Origin of the sequence: Myxococcus sp. MISCRS1, assembly GCF_026626605.1 — a bacterium.
GTDB classification, from domain to species: domain Bacteria; phylum Myxococcota; class Myxococcia; order Myxococcales; family Myxococcaceae; genus Myxococcus; species Myxococcus fulvus.
This window is the reverse complement of record NZ_JAPNKB010000001.1, coordinates 7919695-7938970: the sequence shown is the minus strand read 5'-3', so window position 1 is coordinate 7938970 and position 19276 is coordinate 7919695. Positions and strand designations below refer to the sequence as shown.

Below are 19276 nucleotides of genomic sequence, written 5' to 3'. Positions count from 1 at the left end.
TGGGGACGACGTTGGCGGCCTCCGCCCCCCTGTCCACCTTCCGCGAGTCGGGCTTTCGCCCGGAGGGGGACATCCACATGCAGCTGTTCAGGCTTCCGTCGATTCTCGCCGTGTCCGCGGCGCTGTGTTTCTCGGTCGGCTGTTCCAAGCGGGGCTCGCAGTCCCAGGGCGCCGAGCCCCAGGCCAGCACGCAGCCTCCGGCCCCACCCCAGCCGCCACCTTCGATGGCGCAGGGCGCGCCGCCGCCCGACGACGCCCACGGCAAGCACCATGGCAAACACCACAAGGGCGTCTCCGAGGCCAACTGCCCCATGGCCGTCCCCGGCGCGGTGGCCCGGGCCGAGGACGTGCCCGAGGGCGTGGCGCTGGTCCTCAGCACGCCGGAGCCCACGCAGGTGGCGGAGCTGCAGCAGCGCAGCCGCCGCATGCTGCACGAGCAGGCCGCCAGCACCCAGCGCGCGCAGGAGACCTCCGTCCTGGACGAGGTGCAGCGCGAGGACCTGGGCGACAGCGACACCGAGGAGCAGTACGGCCGCGATGACAGCGGCACGGGAGGCGCCGGCATGGCGGGCGCGCCGACGATGCCCTCCAGCGCGAGCGTCCAGGACACGCCGGATGGCGTGGTCATCGTCTACACGGCGATGGACCCGTCCCAGCAGCAGCAGCTCAGCAGCGAGGTCCACCAGACGGCGAACGAGATGAAGCCCGGCCAGTGCCCGGGCATGTGAGCCGCGCCTTCTGTCAGCCCCTGCCCCCCGGCGACTTCCGGGGGCGCAGCGCGGCCAGGGCGTAGTCCACCACCGTGTCCGCGTAGGACTCGGAGAGCGGCGCGGTGCGCAAGAGCCAACGGTGGAACAGCGGGCCGAAGAACAGCTCCACGGCGACGTCCAGGTCCACGTCCCGAGCCACCTGCCCCGCCTTCTGCGCCGCGCGCAGCCGCTCCTTGGTGACCTCCAGGTTCGGCCGCAGCAGCGTGTCCACGAACTGCTTCGCCAGCGTCGGGTCCATCTGCGACTCCGCGGTGAGCGCGCGCGAGGGCACCTCGAAGCGCGGTGAGCCCAGCTCGGCGACGGTGGCCCGAATCACGCCCTTCAGGTCCGCCACCACGTCGCCCGTGTCCGGCAGCGGCGCGACGTCCCCAATGAGCGCGGCGAAGGCGTCCAGCACCAGCGCGCCCTTGGTCGGCCACCAGCGATAGATGGTCTGCTTGCCCACCCCCGCCCGCGCGGCGATGGCCTCGATGGTCAGCCGCGTGTAGCCCTGCTCCCCCACCAGCTCCACCACCGCCTTCAGGATGGCCTGGTGCGAGCGCTCACTGCGCCGCCCCGTGTCCGGAGTCTTCGCCTCACTCATGGGGCACACGCTAGCGGGGCGGTGGCGATACGCAACGTCTCGTCTTGACAACAAGCACCCCGGGCCTCATGGTGGCCAAGCGAGACGGACCGTCTCGTCTCAATCCAGGAGCCCTTCCATGAAGCGACGCGCCCATATCGCGATGGTCAGCATCCCCGCGCACGGCCATGTGAACCCGAGCCTGGAGGTCTTGCGAGAGCTGGTGGCCCGGGGCCATCGCGTGAGCTACGCCAACGACGCCTCCTTCGCGGAGCCCATCGAACAGACGGGCGCGAAGCTGGTGCCCTATCCGTCGACGCTGCCGCGAGAAGGCGTCGCGGACCGGCAGTGGCCGGAGGACACGATTGGTCAGCTGGAGGTGTTCCTGAAGGACGCGCAGGAGCAGCTGCCCAGGCTGCGCGCGGCCTGGGAGCAGGACCGGCCGGACCTGTTCCTCTACGACATCGCGGGCTACACGGCGCGCATCCTCGCGGAGAACTGGGGGAAGCCCGCCCTCCAGCTCTCCCCCACGTTCGTCGCGTGGGAGGGCTACACCGAGGAGATGGCGCCGATGATGGAGGCGCTGCGCGCGGCCCCGGGTGGCGCGGACTACTACCGTCGCTTCTCCGAGTGGCTGAGGGACTGCGGCGTGGCGGAGACGGACTCCACGCTGTTCGTCGGTCTGCCGCCGCGCTCGCTCGTGCTCATCCCGCGCGCGATGCAGCCGAACGCGGACCGCGTGGACACGCGGCGGTTCACCTTCGTGGGACCGTGTCTGGACGAGCAGCGCGCCCACCAGGGGACGTGGAGCAGGCCCGCGCACGCGAAGAAGGTGCTGCTCATCTCGCTGGGGTCCACGTTCACGAACCAGCCCGCGTTCTATCGCCAGTGCCTGGCGGCGTTCGGAGATTTGCCCGACTGGCACGTGGTGCTGAACATCGGTCGACATGTCCAGCGCTCGGAGCTGGGGGAGGTCCCCGCCCACTTCGAGGTGCACGCGTGGTTGCCGCAGCTCTCGGTGTTGAAGCAGTCGGATGTCTTCTTCACCCACGCGGGCATGGGCAGCACGCAGGAGGGGCTGTGGTGCGGCAAGCCGATGCTGGCCGTGCCCCAGGCCACCGACCAGTTCGCCAACGCGGACCGCATCGTCGAGCTGGGCGTCGGCTTGCGGCTGGACACGGAGCAGGCCACCGCGGCGGCGCTGCGCGAGGCGTTCCAGCGACTCACCACGGAGCCCCGCTTCGCCGAGCGGGCCGCCGCGATTCAGCGCGAGCTTCGCGACGAGGGAGGGGCGAAGCGCGCCGCGGACCTCATCGAGCAGGCGCTCGGTGGGTGAGGCGCGACGTGCTCCACCGGCCGTCGCCGTGACTCCCGACACGCGCGACGACGAGTCGTGGCAGACTTGTGGGCATGGACGCGCGGGACATCCATCCGAAGTGGGTCGTGAACCTGGTGGATGAGCCGCGGGAGCTGTACCTGTGGCTCGGCTGGTCCTCGCTGGCGGAGCTGCTCGAGGCGATGACCGAGCTGTCGACGACCCCCAACACCTACTTCCGCTTCACCTTCTCGGAGAGCACCCTCGCGAGCCTGGGTGAGCTGCTCGCGCGCGTCGAGGACTGTCATGCGACGCCGGAGCCCTACCGGGCCCACCCTCGTCAGCTCAGCGTCGAGCGGCTCGCCAGCGCGGCGAACGAGGTCCACCAGCAGGCACAGCGTCTCCAGGACAAGCTGGCCGAGCCCGGTTTCGCTCACTCCCTCGCGCTCCAGAAGGTGTTGGCTCCACGAGCCTTCCTCGATGCGTGGGCGACGATTCTCCGCCAGCTCGGCTCGGGGGGAGACGGCCCGCGACCTCCTCTCCTGGGCTGCACGGGTGACGTGGACGTGTCGCTCGAATGGGGGTGGTAGCCTCCGGCGCCACCGCCATGGAAAGCAACGCACCGTCCTCCGCGCAGCCGCTCGCCAGTGACAAGCCCGGGCTGTTCGCGCGCTTCGGTCCTGGCATCCTCGTCGCCGCCACGGGTGTCGGCGCTGGAGACCTGCTCACCGCCAGCCTCGGAGGCTCCGCGGTGGGTGTGTCCATCTTGTGGGCCGCCGCCGTGGGCTCGGTGCTCAAGGGCTTCCTCAACGAGGGCGTGGCCCGCTGGCAGCTCGCCACCGGGACCACCGTGCTGGAGGGCTGGGCCCGCCTGGGCGCGGGCCTGCGCTTCGTCTTCTTCATCTACCTGCTCGGCTGGAGCTTCTTCACCGGTGGCGCCCTCATCTCCGCGTGCGGCGCGGCGGGCGACGCGCTGTGGCCCCTGGCCAGTGACCCGGAGACCTCGCGCCGGCTGTGGGGCGTGACTCATTCGTTGGTGGGCCTGGCGCTCGTGGGCCTGGGCGGCTTCCGGCTCTTCGAGAAGCTGATGGCCGCCTGCATCGCGTTGATGTTCGGCGCGGTGCTCTTCACCGCGCTCGCCTCGGAGCCGGACTGGGCCGCCGCCGCGCGCGGGCTCGTCGTCCCCTCGCTGCCGGACCAGGGCGCGCCCTGGGTGCTGGGGCTGCTGGGCGGCGTGGGCGGCACGGTGACGATGCTCTCCTACGGCTACTGGATTCGGGAGAAGGGGCGCGAGGGCCCGCGCGGTCTGCGCACCTGTCAGACGGACCTGGCCGTGGGCTACGCGCTCACGGGGATGTTCGGCGCCGCCATGGTCATCATCGGCTCGACGCTCCAGTTGGAGGGCACGGGCCTGCGGGTCGCCACCGTGCTCGCGACGCGGCTGGAGGCCATCATCGGGCCGGTGGGCTACTGGGTGTTCCTGGCCGGCTTCTGGGGCGCCGTGTTCTCCAGCCTGCTGGGCGTCTGGGAGGGCGTCCCCTACCTCTTCGCGGACTTCCTGCGCATCCAGCGCAGAGAGGCCCGGGGCCTCGTGGATCTGCGGACGACGCGCGCGTGGAAGCTGTACCTGGTGGCGCTCTCGCTCGTGCCCCTGCCCATGCTCTGGGCGCCGCTGCAGCGCGCACAGCTCGCGTATGCCGTGGTGGGGGCGCTGTTCATGCCACTGCTCGCCGCCACCCTTTTGTGGATGAACAACCGGCGGGACTGGGTGGGCTCGCTGCGCAACGGCTGGCTCGTCAACGCCGCGCTCGTCGCCACGCTGGTGCTGTTCGTCATCGTAGGGTTTGACGAAGCGGTCGACGCGCTGCGCAAACTGAGGATCCGCTGAGAGCGGTGCGCGCGGCGGGACACTGGAATGAACGAGGGTTCGGGCTCCGGTGTCGAAGCGCACGGATGTGCACTTACGGTCTTTGTGTCGCGCGGCCTCCAGGCGGGCGGGCGACAGCCCATCCCCCGAGCATGACGCTCGGAGTAGGCTTTCGAACGCGGATGGTGGATCTTCCACGCCCCGGGAGGGACACATGAAGCGCTGGAGCATGGTGCTGGCAGTGGCGGCGATGAGCGTGGGTTGCCAGAACGGCAAGAAAGAGGACCGCGGCACACGGGCGCAGGTCCGCAAGACGGGGCCCGCGACGATGGAGGTCATCCCCTCCGCCGGACAGCTTCCGTACTGCATGCTCTACACGGTGTCGGAGAAGGGCGTCATCCGGCAGCTCACGCTGACGCGGGAGAACCGCTCCATCCGCTGCGACGCGAACAAGCCCGTCGCCAACACCAGCTTCCGCGTCCCGACACAGGAGGGGAAGGTCAAGGTCTACATCTTCTTCTCCGACGAGCGCATCCCCGCGGGCCCCGTCGCGCAGCAGCTCTACGACCTGCGCGGACAGGACCGCATCAGCGCCATGGACCTGCGGCTGCCGGGACGCGTGTTCGTGGAGACGATGGACTTCGTCCCGGAGGAAGGCACCGCGGAGATCACCGGCGCGGTGGTGGGCACCCACGGCGAGGTGACGGACTCGGGCTCCGGCGCCGCGCCGGACCAGGACCTGGGCGCCACGGTGCTCGGCGACGGAGGCACCGCAGGCGCACAGCCGGCGGCCGCGGACGAAGGGACCTGAGCCCGGCACCGAGGAGGACGCGAGACCTCCTCGACGCGTGTCGCGCGTGTCACACCGCCTGAGCACCACGCGAGCCGGACGCACGGCTCGGCGCGTATCGCTCACGTCGAGCCACACGGGCGCCTGGGCACATCACCCGAGGAGGACGCAGGCATCCCCGAGTCACCTCCCCTGAATCACCAGGCCTCGCGGGCCATGGCCAACAGGTCGGCCTCCGTCACCTTGCGCGGATTGCTCAGGTGCGAGGCGTCCAGGAAGCCCTTCTGCGCGATGAGCGGCAAGTCCTCCTCGCGCACGCCCACGTCCCGCAGCCGCGCGGGGATGCCGATGGCCGCGTTGAGCTTGCGCACCTGCTCGATGGCGTTGCTCGCGAGCACCTCCTCGCGCGCGTTGGACGTATCGCCCATCGCCACCGCCACGCGGGCCAGCCTGGCCGTGCTCGCCGCGCGGTTGAACTCCATCACCACCGGCAGCACCACCGCGTTGGCCAGGCCATGGTGCACGCCGGAGATGGGCGTCAGCGCATGCGCCAGCGCGTGACACGCGCCCAGGCCCTTCTGGAAGGCCATGGCCCCCTGCATCGCGGCCACCATCATGTCCGTGCGCGCCGCCAGGTTCGTCCCCTCGCGCACCGCCGTCACCAGCGAGCGGCTCACGCGGTGGATGCCGTCGATGGCCACCGCGTCCGCCAGCGGATGGAAGCCCTGCGACAGGTACGCCTCCAGGCAGTGCGTGAAGGCGTCCATGCCCGTGGCCGCGGTGACCCCTGGAGGCAGCCCCAGCGTCAGCTCCGGGTCCACGATGGCGGCGCCCGGCAGCAGGTGCGGACTGAAGATGACCGTCTTGCGCCCCGTGTCCTCCAGCGTCACCACGCCCGAGCGCCCCACCTCCGAGCCCGTGCCCGCGGTGGTGGGAATGGCGATGAGCGGCGGCAGGTCGTCCTTCACGTACTGGTCGCCGCCCTTGGCGTCGTCGTAGCGGCTGAGCGGCGGCTCGTGCGTGGTGAGCAGCTGCACCAGCTTGCCCGCGTCCAGCGCGCTGCCTCCGCCCAGGGCGATGAGCCCGTCGCAGTCGTTCTTCCGGTAGACCTCCAGGCCCGCGAAGACGTCCTTCTCCGTGGGGTTGGGCTCCACCTTGTCGAAGACCGCGCACGGCAGGCCCGCCGTCTTGAGCACCTCCAGCACGCGGGAGACCAGGCCCGCCTTCACCACGCCCGCGTCCGTCACCAGCAGCGGGCGCTTCATCTTCAGCCGCTGCGCCTGGGCGGGCAGCCGCTGGAGGGCCCCCGCGCCGAGCACGATGCGGGTGGGCCACGCCATCTCGGTGACACGGGGCTCGGTGGGGATGTCGAACGGCTTCATCTCGGGTTCCTCCCTCGGGCTCATCAGATGAGCTCCAGGTAGCGCTCCAGCTCCCAGTTGGTGACGGCGCGCTCGTACTGGCGCACCTCCCATTCGCGCGTGCGCACGAAGTGGTCCACGAAGCCCTCGCCCAGCAGCTCCCGGGCGCGCTCGCTCTGCTTCAGCAGCGTCACCGCGTCCTTGAGGTTGCGCGGCAGGGGCGCGGCCTCGTGGGACGCGTACGCGTTGGCGTTGCACGCGGGTGGCGGCTCGATTTCGTTCTCGATGCCCCACAGGCCCGCGGCCAGGCTCACCGCCATGCCGATGTACGCGTTCATGTCCGCGCCCAGCTGGCGGTACTCGATGCGCATCGCCTTGGCGCTCTCGCCGATGACGCGCACCGCGCAGGTGCGGTTCTCCAGGCCCCACGCCGCGGTGGTGGGCGCCCAGGTGTTCTCCACGCTGCGCTTGTAGCTGTTGATGGTGGGCCAGTAGAGCGCCGTCAGCTCCGGCATCAGGGCAATCTGCCCGCCGATGTAGTGCCGCATCAGCCGGCTCATCCCGTGCGGCGCGCCCTCTTCATGGAAGAGGTTGCGCTCACCCTTCGGGTCCCACAGCGACTGGTGCACGTGCCCCGAGCAGCCCGGCAGCTTCGCGTTCACCTTCGCCATGAAGCACGCGGACAGGCCCTGGCGCGCGCACAGCTCCTTCACCACCGTCTTGAAGAGCGCAGCCTTGTCCGCCGAGCGCTCCACGTCGTCATACCGGATGGCCGCCTCGAACACGCCGGGGCCCGTCTCCGTGTGGAAGCCCTCGATGTCCAGCCCGAAGCCGTTGCATCCGTCGATGAGCGAGTGCACCAGCGGCGCGTTGAGCGACGTGCGCAGCCACGAGTAGCCGAACATGCCCGGCGTCAGCGGCGTCAGCTCCTGGAAGCCCTTCTCCCGGAGCGTGTGCGGCTGCTCCTTGAAGATGAAGAACTCGTACTCGGCGCCGAAGCGCGGCAGGTAGCCCTGCTCCCGCGCGCGCGCCGCGACCTTCTGCAGCAGCTGCCGCGGGCTCGCCTCGAACGGGGTGCCGTCCGGGTTGACGAAGTCCAGCAGGAACGCCGCGGTGTCCGGCTCCCACGGAATCATCCGCCCCGTGGACAGGTCCACCGTGGCGTGCGCGTCCGGGTAGCCGGTGTGCCAGCCCGTCACCTGCGTGTTGTCGAGCAGTTCGTCGCTCAAGTCCCAGCCGAAGACGACGTCACAGAAGCCCAGCCCGCTCTTGGCGGCGCTGAGGAACTTGTCCACGGAGATGTACTTGCCGCGCCAGACGCCATCGATGTCGACGGCGCCGACCTTCACCTTCTTCGCGCCGCGCTCGTCCAGCCAGCGCCGCATCGAGTCCGCGCCACCCGAGTCCCGGGGCACGGCGGCGCCGCGCACCGGCCCCCCGCGCTCCTTCGCGCGAGCCCTGCGAGCCACGGCCGGGTGCGTGAGTACCTTCGCCTTGGAACGGGTCGGCATCGGGACCTTCCTTCGTGGGGTGAGGGAATGCTCAGGTGTCCGTGGGCAGCTTCGTCCACACCGCCTTCGTCTGGAGGTAGCCCTCCAGCGCGTGGTGCGACAAGTCACGGCCCCAGCCGGACTCCTTGTAGCCGCCGAACGGCGCGGCATCGTCGAACTCGTTGAAGCAGTTGATCCACACCACGCCGCTCTTCACCTTGCGAGCCAGCGCGTGTGCCTTCGCCACGTCGCGCGTCCACAGCGACGCGGCCAGCCCGTAGAGCGTGCCGTTGGCCAGCTCCAGCGCCTGCGCGTCGTCCTTGTAGCGCATGCACGCGAGCACCGGGCCGAAGATCTCCTCCTGGGCGATCTTCATGTCCGGCTTCACGTCGCCGAAGACGGTGGGCTTCATGAAGCAGCCCTTCGCCTTGGCGCTCTCCGTGTCGCGCTCGCCGCCCGCGAGCAGCCGCGCGCCCTGCTGACGCCCGCTCTCCACGTAGCCCAGGATGGTGTCGAGCTGCTTCTGGCTCACCTGCGCGCCCATCTCCGTGGACGGGTCCAGCGGGTCACCCACGCGCAGCTTCTTCGCGCGCTCGGCGAGCCGGCCCACGAACTCGTCGTAGACGCTGTCCTGCACCAGCACGCGGCTGCCCGCGTTGCACGTCTCACCCTTGTTGCCGAAGATGCCCCAGAAGCACGCCTCCACCGCGCGGTCCATGTCGGCGTCGGCGAAGACGACCTGGGGGCTCTTGCCGCCCAACTCCAGCGTCAGCTTCTTCAGGTTGCTGCCCGCCGACGCCTGCATCAGCCGGCGCGCGGTGCGCCCCGAGCCGGTGAACGAAATCTTGTCCACGTCCGGGTGGCGCGCGAGCGCCTCGCCCGCGGGGTCTCCGTAGCCGGGCACCACGTTGAGCACGCCGGGCGGGAAGCCCGCCTCCAGCGCGAGCGCGCCCAGCTTCATCGCCGTGAGCGGCGTCATCTCGGAGGGCTTCACCACCACGGTGCAGCCGGCGGCGAGCGCGGGGCCCAGCTTCCAGCACAGGATGCACGTGGGATAGTTCCAGGGGACAATCAGGCCCGCCACGCCCACCGGCTCCTTGAGCACGTAGGTGTGGAAGGGCCCGTCGACCGGCAGCACCTCGCCATGCACCTTGTCCGCCCAGTCCGCGAAGTACGCGAGCGTGCCGGCGCCCGGCGCCACGTCCCCACGGATGGCGTCGCGGAACGTCTTGCCGTTGTTGAGCGACTCGACGAGCGCGAACTCCTCGCGCCGCTGCCAGAGCAGGTCGGAGAGCTTTCGGATGAGCTTGCCGCGCTCACGGGCGGACATCTTGCTCCACGGGCCGGACTCGAACGCGCGCCGGGCGGCCTTCACCGCGCGGTCCACGTCCGCCGCGGTGGCGCTCGGCACGTCGCACACCTTCTCACCCGTGGCGGGGTTCACCACCGGGAAGGTGCCCCCTTCGATGGGGTCCACACCCTGTCCGTCGATGAGCAGCTGCAGGACGGGAAGCCGTGGGGAGAGGGAGCGTGCATCAATCATGGGGATTCCTCGGGGCGCACGGGGGCGTTCCAGACGGATTGGCCAGGAGCGAACACAGGTGGCACGACAGGGTAGGAATGACGTCCAGACGCGGCAACCTGCGGCGGTGAAGAACGTCTTGTTGCTGAAAGCCGGCGAGGCGGCCGTGTCCGTGCGCCTCAGTGTGGGTGATTACGAGCAGTGGTTCCTGCGCACCATTGGACTGGAGGGTCATCGCTTCGACATCCTCCCCGTGCACCGCGACGCGCCGCTTCCCCGCGACGCGCGCGCGTATGACGCGGTGATGATGACGGGCTCACCGCTGTCGGTGACGAAGCTGGAGCCCTGGATGGAGCGCGCCGCGGACTTCATGCTGAGCGCCGCCGAGGCGGGCACGCCGGTGCTCGGCGTGTGCTTCGGTCACCAGCTGCTCGCGCATGCGTACGGCGGACAGGTGGCGCGCAATCCGCGCGGCCGGGAGACGGGCACCGTGCAGGTGCGCCTCACCGAGGAGGGACGCCGGGACGCGCTGTTCGACGGCGTGCCGGAGCTCTTCGCCACCCAGGCCACGCACGAGGACATCGTCACGTGCATGCCCGAGGGCGCGCGGGTGCTCGCGGGCAACGACAACACGGCCACGCAGGCGCTCGCCTTCCGCCCCAAGGTCCGGGGCGTGCAGTTCCACCCGGAGGCGAGCCCCGAGGCGCTGCGCGCCGTCATCGACGCCCGGCGCGACGGGCTGGAGAAGGAGGCGCTGGCGCGAGGGCGCGTGCCCGGCGAGGAGGTGCCGAGGCTGCTGGCGGGCCTTGCTCCCACTCCCTTCGGGCGCCGAATCCTGATGAACTTCCTGGAGCGCTTCACCTGACCCGCTTCCCGAGGCCTCCCTTGCCGCGCATCCTCCTGTCCTTCCTGCTCGCCCTCCTCGTCACCTCCTGCTCGGATGGGAACCCGTGCGACCAGGCGCCCCGCTGTGACGAGGGGGAGGCGCTCAACTGTGAGACGGCCTGCACCGTGGGCCCCTGCTCCACCGGCCCCGTCTTCCAGCAGTGCGACCGGGGCGCCACGTGCACCGTCGTCCCCGGAGACCGGAGCGACGCGCGCTTCTATCGCTCACGGGCCGTGTGCGCGCTGAGCCTGACGGCGTGTGACCCGGCGACGGCGCCCGAGCCGGTGTGCGAGGACGGGCGCTTCGTCACCGGCTGCGGCGCGCACCGCCGGGACATCCGGGTCTTCTGCTCGCAGTCGGCGCTGTACTTCGACCAGGTGCCCGCCTGCTGCATCACCGGCCCCGGGGATGGTGGCACGGACGCGGGGACGGGGGATGGTGGGATTCCCGACGCGGGCCCGGGAGGCGCGGACGCGGGACGTTGAGCAGATAGCGTTCGCGGTTCGCGAGCGCCCCGCACCGCCTGCATCGGGTGGCGGGAATCCACAGGTTGAGCCCGGACGGCGCCTCGCGCGTCGCTCGGGTGCGCCATGAAACGTTTCCTGCCGCGCTATCGCCGGTGGAGCCGCCGGCTCAAGAGCCTCATCGGCCAGCTCCACCTGGACGCGGACGCCAACCGCATCGTCCGGAGGACGGACTTCGCCCACTGCCCCAGGCCCGTGCTGCTGCTCTATGGCTTCTTCAGCACGCGCCGGGTGTTCGAGGTCCTCGAGCAGCGGCTGCGGCGCGAGGGCTACGCCGTGTGGTCCATCCACCTGGGCGGCGCGCTGGACCGCTTCAACACGCACGGCATCGACGCGCTGGCCGAGAAGGTGCGCGAGAAGGTGGAGCGCATGTACGCGCGCTACCCGCACATGGGGCCCTTGAGCATCATCGGCCACTCGAAGGGCGGCCTCATCGGCACGTACTACGTGAAGCGCCTGGGTGGAGACCAACGGGTGCAGAACCTCGTGACGCTGGGCACGCCGCACCAGGGGTGCCCCCTGGCGTACCTGGGATGCGCGACGCTCGGCTGGTTCAGCCGCAGCATGTGGCAGCTCACGCCCGTGTCCCCCTTCCTGCGCCAGCTCTCCACCGGCGCGTTCCCCCGGAACGTGCGGGTGACGTCGCTCTACTCACGCACGGACGAGGTGACGCCGTGGACCTCCGCGCGTCTGAAGGTCGACGGGCAGCCCAATGTCTTCAACCACGAGCTGCCCGACGCGGGCCATGGGGAGCTGCTCACGCGCAAGTCCGTCTACCAGGTCATCCGGCGCGAGCTGGCCGCGGGGTATGGCGAGCACGCCCCGGCGCTGCGCGCGCTGCCGCCCTCCGCCTCTTGAGGTAGAGAGGGGACATGCCCTCGCGGTGGGACCATCTCTTCGACCTGAAGCCCGTCACCCTCCTGGAGCACCTGGTGGAGGAGGTGGCGAAGCTGCTCGCGCAGGACCTGCAGCGCTGGCCGCCGCCGGTGCAGGAGGTGGACCTGGACACCGGAGGCCACTTCGCGCCCCTGTTCACCGAGCCCCGTCCCCGCCCCTCCCCCGCCGTCTACACGGAGGCCCTGCGGCTGACGCGCTGGGAGCTGTCCCACGAGACGGACGCGTATGACGACTACATGCGCCACCAGCGCTACCTGGAGCGCGGCCTGGGCCCCGACGACAGGCTGGCCCTGCTGTTCCTGTCGCGCTGGCTGACGGAGCAGATGCACGGGCTGGGCGAGGCCACCGAGGGGCGGGTGAAGCGCAAGCACATGCACGAGTGCCTGGACCGGCTGGAGCGGAAGCTCCGCCTCCAGCAGCCCTCCGCCTGAGCAGCCCCGCCGGTTGGACCGGGGATGGGGGAAACTTTCCGTCACCCCGGCACCCGGGCGAGCCCCTGCTTGGGGCACGAACGAGAACGTGGGCGAGCGGGCCTTGTCAGCGCGCGGGCGGTGCCATAAGCCCGAGACATGTCGCCGCAGCCCGTGGACTCTCCGCCTCCGACGCCCATCGTCGACCGTCGCCATCGCCTGTGGGTGCTGGGGGCCCTGTGGCTCGTGGTGGCCCTGGTCCTGGTGACGTTCCGCTCGGTGGTGATGCCCTTCGCGGGCGCGGCGCTCATCGCCTATCTGGTGCAGCCGCTGGTGTCGCGAATCACGCGGGTGAAGGTGGCCGGGCGGCAGGTGCCGCACTGGGTGGCCATCCTGCTCATCTACGCGGGCTTCTTCGTCGGCGTGTACCTGTTCTTCGTCGCGCTGGTGCCCCAGCTGTACCGGGAGATGGCGCGCGTGAGCCGCGACCTCATGGCGCTGGCCAACACACTGACGCCCGAGCAGGTGCAGGTGCTCGCGCAGCGCGCGGAGACGTGGCTGAGTGCCCAGGGCATCCCCGTGGCGCTGTCCAACCGCGCGCTGGAGGGCGCGGACGCGGCCGGCGCGGGGCAGTTCAGCCTGGCGTTGGATTTGGAGCAGCTCATGGGGGACGCGGTGAAGCGCGTGGCGTCCCTGGTTCAGGAGAACCTGGGCGACATCGTCAACGTGTCGCGCCGCATCGTCGCCAGCGTGGCCGCGGGCGTCTTCATGCTGTTCTTCATCCTGATGGTGGCGGCCTTCTTCTCCATCGACGGGCAGGCCATCCGCCGCTACTGCGGCACGCTGGTGCCTCCCGAGTACGCGCAGGACGCGCGGCAGCTCGCCGAGCGCCTGGACCGCTCGCTGTCCGGCGTGGTGCGCGGCCAGGTCACCATCTGCGTCGTCAACGGCGCGCTGACCTTCGTGGGGCTCCTGCTCTTCGGCGTGAAGTTCGCGTTCCTGCTGGCGACCATCGCCACGTTCTTCAGCCTCATCCCCATCTTCGGCACCATCCTGAGCTCGGTGCCCATCGTCCTCATCGCGCTGGCGGACGGCTTCCAGAAGGGCGTGGCCATCCTCTTGTGGATCATCGGCATCCACGCAGTGGAGGCGTACTTCCTCAACCCGAAAATCATGGGCCAGGCCGCGCGCATCCACCCGGTCATCGTGGCCTTCTCGCTCATCGCGGGCGAGCGGCTCTTCGGCCTCATCGGCGCGCTCTTCGCGGTGCCCATCACCGCCATCCTCGTGGCGTGCTTCGACTACGCGCGCCTCAAGGCGCAGCCCCAGGCTGTGGTGACGCTGCCGGGCGCCGAGCCGCAGCCGGCCGTCGCCACCCCGGGGCAGCAGACGCCCGCGGCCTGAGGGAGAGGCACGGCCTCACTGACAGGCGGCGGCGCAGCGGTCTCCGCGGCAGATGGGCATGCAGCGCCCGCAGTCGATGGAGCCCTCGGGGCAGCCGCTGGTGCAGCTCACGCCGCGGCAGTTGGGCCCCTCGTCCGCGTGCGTGACGGCCGTTCCCAGCCCGCAGCACGCGTCCGCGACGCAATCGTCGTCTGTGTAACAGGTGCGGCTGGACAGCACCGGCGGCGGGTCCAGCAGTGGCCCCAGGGGGTCCACATCGCATCCCACGGTTCCGAGAGTCACCCCCACGAGGAGGGGAAGCAGGCGGACGAGCATGGGACCCAACATGGGTCCTCCCCGGGCCAATGGCTACCTCTAGCGGTTCATCGAGCCGAGGAAGTCGGCGTTCGTCGCCGTCGGGCGCATGTGCTTGAGCACGAACTCCATCGCGTCGATGGGGGTGAACGGGTGCAGCACCTGGCGCAGCGCGGTGATGCGGACCAGGTCTCCGGGCCCCAGCAGCAGCTCCTCCTTGCGCGTGCCGGACTTGTTGATGTCCAGCGTGGGGAAGATGCGCTTCTCCATCAGCTTGCGGTCCAGAACGATTTCGGAGTTACCCGTGCCCTTGAACTCCTCGAAGATGACCTCGTCCATGCGGCTGCCGGTGTCGATGAGCGCGGTGCCGATGATGGTCAGCGAGCCGCCCTCCTCGATGTTGCGCGCGGCGCCGAAGAAGCGCTTGGGCTTGTGCAGCGCGTTGGCGTCCACGCCGCCGGACAGAATCTTGCCGGACGCGGGCACCACCGTGTTGTAGGCGCGCGCGAGCCGCGTGATCGAATCCAGCAGGATGCAGACGTCGTACTTCTGCTCGACCAAGCGCTTGGCCTTGTCGATGACCATCTCCGCCACCTGCACGTGGCGCGTGGCGGGCTCGTCGAAGGTGGAGGAGACCACCTCGCCGCGCACGCTGCGCTCCATGTCCGTGACTTCCTCGGGGCGCTCGTCCACGAGCAGCACGATGAGGTAGACGTCCGGGTGGTTGCGGCTGATGGCGTGCGCGATGTTCTGCAGCAGCACCGTCTTGCCGGCCTTGGGGGGCGCCACGATGAGGCAGCGCTGGCCCAGGCCGATGGGGCAGAACATGTCGATGATGCGCGTGGTCATCTCCGACGACTCGTGCTCCAGCTTGAGCTTGCGCGTCGGATACAGCGGCGTGAGGTTGTCGAACAGGATGCGCTCGCGCGCCGCGTCCGACATCGGGTCCGTGAAGTTGACCTTGTCCACCTTCTGGAGCGCGAAGAAGCGCTCGCCCTCGCGGGGCTGGCGGATGGGGCCCGTCACCGTGTCGCCGGGCCGCAGGTTGAAGCGGCGCACCTGCGACGGGGACACGTAGATGTCGTCCGGGCTGGGCTGGTAGTCGCTGTCCGCGCTGCGCAGGAAGCCGAAGCCGTCGCTGAGCAGCTCCATCACGCCCTCGGCGTGGACCTCGAAGCGCTTGTCCGCGATGCCACCCAGGAGCGCGAAGATGAGGTCCTGCTTCTTCAGCCCCTGGTAGTTCTCGATGCCCACGTCGTGGGCCATCCGGGACAGGTCCGTGATCTTCATCCGCTTCAGGTCATTGAGCTTGATGACCTGCATGGGAGCGCCGTCGCGGCTGACCTCCGTGATGGTCGGGGCCTCGGGGGCCTCCGGCGGCGGCGGCAGCGTGGCCGCGGGAGACTCGTCCTCACCGGAGATGCGCGCCTCCTGGAGGTCGTCGTCGCGGACCGGACGGGAGATCGGCGTCAGTACCGGGCGGGGCGGCTCGGCGCTCGCCTCGGCGGCGTCGCTCTCCGCCTCGGTGCCCGTGTCCTCGTCACGGCGAGGGGCGCGGCGCGAACGGGACGGCTTCTCGGCTTCCTCCCTGTCGGCGGTCTTCGCCGCCGCGCGCTTGCGACGGGGCTTGTCGTCGGCCTCGACTGGAACAGCGACGTCGGCGGCCTTCTCTCTCGAAGTACGGGCTTTGCGCATGGCTGGGAACGCTTGGGGAGGTGTGGGGTGCCCGAGGACTCGGACGCTCGATTGCCGGGGGAGATGTCCGCTCGGCCTCGGAAGCACCTTCTCCAGTGAGGAGCGACCCTTACCGGAATCCCTGGAGGGGACTGCGCGGGCGCGGGCCGATTGGTTTTGGGGAAGAGATGGCGCCGTCGAAATTCCTGCGCCAGTGAACCGCCGAGGGACGTTATTGACCCCCTCCAGGCCTGTCAAGGCATCTTGAGGGCCACCCTCCGGACTCTTCCTGATGAGCAACATGAGCCCGGCGGCGGACATTTCCCACCCGCCACGGGGCGTCGTGGCTCCCCACGCCAGGACCCGACGAGTCTCTTCGCTGGGGGTGGGCCCGCGCGGGCAGGACTGACGCCCCCCACCCCGCCCCGCACGACGGGCATCACGCGGGCGCGCCTCACCGCCGGCATGAGGCGGGGCCTACGTGGCGGGGCGTGTGGCCCCGTGCACGCGGGGGACATGGCGGGAGGCAGTCGACGCGATGTCGGGGTGTCGCTCTAGATTGCGCGCCATGGACACGCCCTCACGCGGGGGCGTTTTGGGGTAAGGACCGCCCACCGTGGACGACTTCCAGAAAGCCGAAGCCCGAGCCCGCGAGCTCCGTCGTGAGCTGGCCCACCACAACCACCGCTACTACGTGCTCGACTCGCCGGAGATCAGCGACATCCAGTACGACACGCTGATGCGCGAGCTGCAGGGGCTGGAGGAGCAGCACCCCACCCTGCAGACGCCGGACTCGCCCACCCAGCGCGTGGGCGGCCAGGCCGCGGACGAGTTCGGCCAGGTGGTCCACCGCGTCCCCATGCTGTCGCTCGCCAACCTCTTCGAGGACGAGGGGCTGGTGGAGTTCGACGAGCGCATCCGCAAGATGCTCGGCATCCCCGCCGTCCACTACGTCTGCGAGCCCAAGCTGGACGGGCTGGCGATCGCCCTGCGCTTCGAGAAGGGCCTCTTCGTGCAGGGCGCCACCCGCGGCGACGGCACCACGGGCGAGGACGTGACGGGCAACCTGCGCACCATCCGCAGCCTGCCCATGGAGCTCTTCCCCCAGGACGGGGTGAAGGTGCCCGAGCTGTTGGAGGTGCGCGGCGAGGTCTTCATCCGCAAGGCGGACTTCCAGAAGCTCAACGAGAAGCGCGAGGAGGAGGGCGAGCCGCTCTTCGCCAACCCGCGCAACGCGGCCGCCGGCAGCCTGCGCCAGCTGGACCCGAAGGAGACCGCGCAGCGTCCGCTCTCCGTCTACCTCTACGAGTGTGTCCCCACCGAGGGCGTGCCCGCCTTCAAGACGCACATCGAGAAGCTCGAGTACCTCAAGTCGCTGGGCCTGCCCATCAACCGCTACGTGCGCGCGGCGGGCATCGACGGGGTGCGCGCCGCCTATGACGCCTCACTGAAGGGCCGCCACGAGCTGCCCTTCGAGGTGGACGGCATGGTGGTGAAGGTGGACGACGAGGACCAGCGCAAGCGCCTGGGCCAGGTCTCCAAGAGCCCGCGCTGGGCGGTGGCGTACAAGTTCCCGCCCGAGGAGGAGTCCACGCTGGTGCAGGACATCGGCATCCAGGTGGGCCGCACCGGCGCCCTCACGCCCGTGGCGCACCTGAAGCCCGTGAAGGTGGGCGGCGTCACCGTGGCGCGCGCCACGCTGCACAACGAGGACGAGCTGCGGCGCAAGGACGTGCGCAAGGGCGACACCGTCTTCGTGCGCCGCGCGGGGGACGTGATTCCGGAGATCGTCTCCACGGTGCTCTCCAAGCGCCCCGAGGACTCAAAGCCCTTCGAGTTCCCCAAGCACTGCCCGGTGTGCGGTGCGGTGGCGGTGAAGGACGAGGACGGCGCCGTCATCCGGTGCACCGGCGCGTCCTGCCCCGCGCAGCTGGTGGAGAAGATCCGCCACTTCGCCAGCCGCATCGCCATGGACATCGAGGGCCTGGGCGACAAGCTGGCCGCGCAGCTGGTGGCCACCGGCACCGTGAAGACGTTCGCGGACCTGTACGCGCTCACCAAGCCCAAGCTGATGACGCTCGAGCGCATGGGCGACAAGAGCGCGGAGAACCTGCTGGCCTCCATCGAGCGCTCCAAGACGACCACCCAGCGCCGCTTCCTCTACGCGCTGGGCATCCGCCACGTGGGGGACGCCACCGCCAAGGCGCTCGCGGAAGCCTTCCCCCAGGTCAAGCAGCTCTTCGACGCGTCCCTGGAGGATGTCTCCCGCGTCAAGGACGTGGGCGCGGTCATGGCGCAGGTCATCCACACCTTCTTCCAGGAGCCCCAGAACCGCGAGGCCATCCTCGCGCTGCTCAACGCCGGGGTCGCACCCGCCCCGCCCCAGGTGGCCACGGGAGGCCCGTTCATTGGTAAGACGGTGGTGCTCACCGGCTCGATGACGGGTATGACGCGGGAGCAGGCGAAGGAGGAGGTCGAGCGGCGGGGTGGGAAGGTCGCCGGAAGTGTCTCGCGCAAGACCGATTTCGTGGTGGCCGGCGACGATGCGGGCAGCAAGCTGAAGAAGGCCCAGGAACTCGGGGTAAGAATCCTGGATGAGGAAGCGTTCCTCGGGCTGTTGCGAGCGGACGCCTAGAGGGTGAGGCATTCGGTTCATGAGCGGTTCCAGGCGGGTGTCCCTGCGCATCCAGGGCAAGGTGCAGGGCGTCTTCTTCCGGGAGAGCGCCCGCGTGGAGGCCACGCGCCTGGGGCTGTCGGGCTGGGTGAGGAACCGCTCGGAGGGCTCGGTGGAGGCGGTGGCGGAGGGAGAGCCTGAGATGCTGGAGGAGTTCATCCGGTGGTGTCACCGAGGTCCCGAGCAGGCGCGCGTCACCGGCGTCGAGCGCACGGACGGCGAGGCCACCGGCGAGTACCGTCACTTCATCGTGGAGCGCACATCATGACGCCCTACGCGCTGGCATCCCTGCCGGCCATGCTGGGCATCCGGGCCGGGTCCAAGGTCTCCGTCATCAACCCGCCGCGCGGCTTCGTGCAGAAGCTCAATCCGCTGCCGGACGGGGTGGAGTTCCTCATCACCGCGCAGACGGGCCTGGATGTCATCCTCTTCTTCTCCCAGGACGCGACGGAGCTGGTGCAGCGGCTGCCCGCCCTGGCGCGCGCCATGGCCCTCACCGGGGGCATCTGGGTCTGCTGGCCCGGCGGCGAGGGCGTCAAGACGACCCTCTCCGAGGACTTCGTGCGCCAGGCGGCGCTCGACATCGGCCTGGTGGACAACAAAATCTGCACCATCGACGCCACCTGGACGGGCCTGAGGCTGGTGCGCAGGCCCCGCGGGCGGCTGGACAAGCCCGAGGGCCGCAAGCAGGCCCCCGCCCAGGCCTGAGACCTGCCAGGGAGGCACCCGGCATCTGCCCGACAGTGGATGGATGCCGTTTCTCGGCTTTACACGTGTGCCGGGGGCGTGAAAAACTCCCCGTGTTTCTGGGCGCTTGTGTGACGCTCCGCATTGGC

19 protein-coding genes are annotated in these 19276 nt (G+C 70.1%); 13 read left to right on the top strand and 6 right to left on the bottom strand.

From position 1 onward, the window contains the following. The first annotated feature begins 11 nt into the window (after positions 1-11). Positions 12-728, top strand: coding sequence for a hypothetical protein (locus tag OWM54_RS31775; RefSeq protein ID WP_267699897.1), 717 nt, complete (start codon positions 12-14; stop codon positions 726-728). 13 nt (positions 729-741) lie between these two features. On the opposite strand, the gene OWM54_RS31770 is transcribed toward OWM54_RS31775, so the two are convergent. Beyond that, a complete protein-coding gene (locus OWM54_RS31770) occupies positions 742-1353 on the bottom strand; it encodes a TetR/AcrR family transcriptional regulator (protein WP_223748258.1) in 612 nt (203 codons plus the stop codon). Between the two features lie 118 nt (positions 1354-1471). Here OWM54_RS31770 and OWM54_RS31765 point away from each other — a divergent pair, with 118 nt between their 5' ends. From OWM54_RS31765 to OWM54_RS31750, 4 genes are all read left to right on the top strand, one after another. Next, positions 1472-2668 (top strand): macrolide family glycosyltransferase, encoded by a 1197-nt coding sequence (locus OWM54_RS31765; RefSeq protein WP_267699895.1) that lies wholly within the window; start codon positions 1472-1474, stop codon positions 2666-2668. Positions 2669-2742: 74 nt separating this feature from the next. Continuing rightward, positions 2743-3237 (top strand): hypothetical protein, encoded by a 495-nt coding sequence (locus OWM54_RS31760; protein ID WP_223748256.1) that lies wholly within the window; start codon positions 2743-2745, stop codon positions 3235-3237. A 17-nt stretch (positions 3238-3254) separates the two neighbouring features. Further along, on the top strand, positions 3255-4535 hold the full coding sequence (locus tag OWM54_RS31755) for an Nramp family divalent metal transporter (protein ID WP_267699894.1): 1281 nt from the start codon (positions 3255-3257) through the stop codon (positions 4533-4535). Positions 4536-4728: 193 nt separating this feature from the next. Then, positions 4729-5325 (top strand): hypothetical protein, encoded by a 597-nt coding sequence (locus OWM54_RS31750; RefSeq protein ID WP_223748254.1) that lies wholly within the window; start codon positions 4729-4731, stop codon positions 5323-5325. Between the two features lie 176 nt (positions 5326-5501). On the opposite strand, the gene OWM54_RS31745 is transcribed toward OWM54_RS31750, so the two are convergent. From OWM54_RS31745 to OWM54_RS31735, 3 genes are read right to left on the bottom strand one after another with little or no spacing between them, the layout of a single operon-like run. Further along, positions 5502-6686 (bottom strand): iron-containing alcohol dehydrogenase, encoded by a 1185-nt coding sequence (locus OWM54_RS31745; protein WP_141325637.1) that lies wholly within the window; start codon positions 6684-6686, stop codon positions 5502-5504. A 23-nt stretch (positions 6687-6709) separates the two neighbouring features. After that, on the bottom strand, positions 6710-8176 hold the full coding sequence (locus tag OWM54_RS31740) for a glutamine synthetase family protein (protein ID WP_223748253.1): 1467 nt from the start codon (positions 8174-8176) through the stop codon (positions 6710-6712). Between the two features lie 31 nt (positions 8177-8207). Next, positions 8208-9698 carry an aldehyde dehydrogenase family protein gene (locus OWM54_RS31735; RefSeq protein ID WP_267699893.1) on the bottom strand — a complete coding sequence of 497 codons (1491 nt, stop codon included), beginning with the start codon at positions 9696-9698 and terminating at the stop codon, positions 8208-8210. Positions 9699-9804: 106 nt separating this feature from the next. Between OWM54_RS31735 and OWM54_RS31730 the strand changes: the two genes are divergently transcribed. The 5 genes from OWM54_RS31730 (at position 9805) to OWM54_RS31710 (ending at position 13798) form a co-directional block, all read left to right on the top strand. Next, positions 9805-10542, top strand: coding sequence for a glutamine amidotransferase (locus OWM54_RS31730; RefSeq protein ID WP_223782055.1), 738 nt, complete (start codon positions 9805-9807; stop codon positions 10540-10542). Positions 10543-10562: 20 nt separating this feature from the next. Next, positions 10563-11048 carry a hypothetical protein gene (locus tag OWM54_RS31725; protein WP_267699892.1) on the top strand — a complete coding sequence of 162 codons (486 nt, stop codon included), beginning with the start codon at positions 10563-10565 and terminating at the stop codon, positions 11046-11048. 105 nt (positions 11049-11153) lie between these two features. Beyond that, complete coding sequence (locus OWM54_RS31720) at positions 11154-11945, top strand: lipase family alpha/beta hydrolase (RefSeq protein ID WP_223781822.1); 792 nt, start codon at positions 11154-11156, stop codon at positions 11943-11945. A 14-nt stretch (positions 11946-11959) separates the two neighbouring features. Then, positions 11960-12415: a hypothetical protein gene (locus OWM54_RS31715; protein WP_046715531.1), complete on the top strand. Its 456-nt coding sequence runs from the start codon at positions 11960-11962 to the stop codon at positions 12413-12415. Between the two features lie 138 nt (positions 12416-12553). Continuing rightward, positions 12554-13798: an AI-2E family transporter gene (locus tag OWM54_RS31710; RefSeq protein ID WP_223748248.1), complete on the top strand. Its 1245-nt coding sequence runs from the start codon at positions 12554-12556 to the stop codon at positions 13796-13798. Positions 13799-13813: 15 nt separating this feature from the next. Here OWM54_RS31710 and OWM54_RS31705 read toward each other — a convergent pair whose 3' ends face one another. Next, positions 13814-14125, bottom strand: coding sequence for a hypothetical protein (locus tag OWM54_RS31705; RefSeq protein WP_046715533.1), 312 nt, complete (start codon positions 14123-14125; stop codon positions 13814-13816). 27 nt (positions 14126-14152) lie between these two features. Beyond that, on the bottom strand, positions 14153-15787 hold the full coding sequence (gene rho / locus OWM54_RS31700) for a transcription termination factor Rho (protein ID WP_267699891.1): 1635 nt from the start codon (positions 15785-15787) through the stop codon (positions 14153-14155). A gap of 595 nt (positions 15788-16382) precedes the next feature. On the opposite strand from rho, the gene ligA reads away from it, so the two are divergent. The 3 genes from ligA to OWM54_RS31685 are packed head-to-tail and all read left to right on the top strand — an operon-like array spanning position 16383 to position 19148. After that, entirely contained in the window at positions 16383-18401 is a 2019-nt protein-coding gene (gene ligA / locus OWM54_RS31695; RefSeq protein ID WP_267699890.1) for an NAD-dependent DNA ligase LigA, read from the top strand. Positions 18402-18420: 19 nt separating this feature from the next. Next, positions 18421-18708 (top strand): acylphosphatase, encoded by a 288-nt coding sequence (locus OWM54_RS31690; protein WP_267699889.1) that lies wholly within the window; start codon positions 18421-18423, stop codon positions 18706-18708. Further along, a complete protein-coding gene (locus OWM54_RS31685) occupies positions 18705-19148 on the top strand; it encodes a DUF3052 family protein (protein WP_046715536.1) in 444 nt (147 codons plus the stop codon). Before OWM54_RS31690 ends, OWM54_RS31685 begins: the two co-directional genes overlap by 4 nt. The last annotated feature ends 128 nt before the right edge of the window (positions 19149-19276 follow it).

Coding starts and splice junctions, on each gene's coding strand:
- OWM54_RS31715 (WP_046715531.1), top strand. CDS start 11,960: ATGCCCTCGCGGTGGGACCATCTCTTCGACCTGAAGCCCGTCACCCTC.
- OWM54_RS31690 (WP_267699889.1), top strand. CDS start 18,421: ATGAGCGGTTCCAGGCGGGTGTCCCTGCGCATCCAGGGCAAGGTGCAG.
- OWM54_RS31710 (WP_223748248.1), top strand. CDS start 12,554: ATGTCGCCGCAGCCCGTGGACTCTCCGCCTCCGACGCCCATCGTCGAC.
- OWM54_RS31765 (WP_267699895.1), top strand. CDS start 1,472: ATGAAGCGACGCGCCCATATCGCGATGGTCAGCATCCCCGCGCACGGC.
- OWM54_RS31745 (WP_141325637.1), bottom strand. CDS start 6,686: ATGAAGCCGTTCGACATCCCCACCGAGCCCCGTGTCACCGAGATGGCG.
- OWM54_RS31755 (WP_267699894.1), top strand. CDS start 3,255: ATGGAAAGCAACGCACCGTCCTCCGCGCAGCCGCTCGCCAGTGACAAG.
- OWM54_RS31685 (WP_046715536.1), top strand. CDS start 18,705: ATGACGCCCTACGCGCTGGCATCCCTGCCGGCCATGCTGGGCATCCGG.
- OWM54_RS31760 (WP_223748256.1), top strand. CDS start 2,743: ATGGACGCGCGGGACATCCATCCGAAGTGGGTCGTGAACCTGGTGGAT.
- OWM54_RS31770 (WP_223748258.1), bottom strand. CDS start 1,353: ATGAGTGAGGCGAAGACTCCGGACACGGGGCGGCGCAGTGAGCGCTCG.
- OWM54_RS31735 (WP_267699893.1), bottom strand. CDS start 9,698: ATGATTGATGCACGCTCCCTCTCCCCACGGCTTCCCGTCCTGCAGCTG.
- OWM54_RS31750 (WP_223748254.1), top strand. CDS start 4,729: ATGAAGCGCTGGAGCATGGTGCTGGCAGTGGCGGCGATGAGCGTGGGT.
- OWM54_RS31720 (WP_223781822.1), top strand. CDS start 11,154: ATGAAACGTTTCCTGCCGCGCTATCGCCGGTGGAGCCGCCGGCTCAAG.
- OWM54_RS31705 (WP_046715533.1), bottom strand. CDS start 14,125: ATGTTGGGTCCCATGCTCGTCCGCCTGCTTCCCCTCCTCGTGGGGGTG.
- rho (WP_267699891.1), bottom strand. CDS start 15,787: ATGCGCAAAGCCCGTACTTCGAGAGAGAAGGCCGCCGACGTCGCTGTT.
- OWM54_RS31740 (WP_223748253.1), bottom strand. CDS start 8,176: ATGCCGACCCGTTCCAAGGCGAAGGTACTCACGCACCCGGCCGTGGCT.